The organism is Endozoicomonas atrinae (assembly GCF_001647025.1).
Taxonomy (GTDB): Bacteria; Pseudomonadota; Gammaproteobacteria; order Pseudomonadales; family Endozoicomonadaceae; genus Endozoicomonas; species Endozoicomonas atrinae.
Window position 1 is genome coordinate 1 of sequence record NZ_LUKQ02000596.1, and the last position, 1,152, is coordinate 1,152.

The following is a 1,152-nucleotide window of genomic DNA, read 5'->3' on the forward strand; positions in this document are numbered from 1 at the left end:
CTGCACCGCCTGCGGCTGACAGGTAAAGGGCAGGAGCTGAGAGTTCACATCAGGCCGGTTCTGCACCACCGCCAGTATCGCCTCGTTATAGGCATCCAGCAGGTTGGCATTGGTCCAGCGGGGAACGACCGTGTTGTCCTGAAGCAGGTCACGGACCCGCTGGATGATGGCGGTAACCTTCATCACCTACAGCCGGTTACCCTGTTGATCACAGAACTCCAGATCCACGCCTATTCGTTTCTTCAGCCTCGGATTGTAGATAAAGACGCTGTGGTTGTTCTTGTTCAGCACAAATTGCAGCGGCTTTCGGTGACGTAGTTGCGGTGTTGGCGCTGGCTGTTCCAACGCGATGGACACCTCAGTCACGCCTGGCTCTTCCAGTTCGTCCGGTTGCTCCAGTGGTTCACCACCGTTCATCAGCTGACGTATTTCGTTTTTTAACTCATCCAGCTTCTTGCGCTTGTCCAGCTCCACGTTAAACATCTGCCGGGCAAAGGATTCCAGTTCATCTTTGCTGCGGCAGGTTTCCAGGTTAAATGCCATTTTTTCAGCTCCTCTGAAAAACGCTTCCCGCTACCTGCCGCCCGCACCCCGAAAAAGACTAAACTCGTCGTGCTTTTACGGGTGGCGGGCAGCGGACGGCGGGCAGCGATAAAAGTTAAGAACGCTTGGCTGCCAGCAGAACACCAGCATCCGGCTTCAGCACCTTGTAGCCATACACCTGCAGGCCACGGTGTCCCATGCCGAAGTGCTTCTCCAGCGTCAGCGATTCATGCTTGATAAACTGCGACGCAAACCCGGCGAAATCTTTCACGCCCGCCAGGCACTGAGTCACCCCCGACGCGGTGGCCAGGTTATTACTGCAATAGAGCGTGAAGCGATCGATGATCCCCAGTCGGCCATTACGCATGATGGAGGTTCCATCACCGGCCAGGGATGCATCTTTCAGCTCAGACTTCTTGATCATCCCGCACACCCAGGGTGGCAGTACCAGCCAGCGGTCGGACTCGGGAATGTTCTTCTCGTCCAGCAGCGTGCCCATATCGACGATGTAATCCAGCACATTGGTCTTATCCACAACGACGCCAGTACCACCGCCGTCAATCTTGTTGTCCGGATGCACATCGGTGTAGATATTCCCCAGTACATCGC

3 protein-coding genes are annotated in these 1,152 nt (G+C 55.6%); all 3 read right to left on the reverse strand.

From position 1 onward, the window contains the following. On the reverse strand, nucleotides 1-183 hold a 183-nt coding region (locus tag AK963_RS29395), incomplete at its 3' end, for a DUF6682 family protein (protein WP_202969933.1). 3 nt (nucleotides 184-186) lie between these two features. Then, entirely contained in the window at nucleotides 187-543 is a 357-nt protein-coding gene (locus AK963_RS29400) for a hypothetical protein (RefSeq protein ID WP_066018776.1), read from the reverse strand. A gap of 115 nt (nucleotides 544-658) precedes the next feature. Continuing rightward, on the reverse strand, nucleotides 659-1,152 hold a 494-nt coding region (locus tag AK963_RS34060), incomplete at its 5' end, for a hypothetical protein (RefSeq protein WP_476588288.1).

Excerpts from the sequence above, each read along its gene's own strand:
- AK963_RS29400 (WP_066018776.1), bottom strand. The coding sequence starts at position 543 with ATGGCATTTAACCTGGAAACCTGCCGCAGCAAAGATGAACTGGAATCC.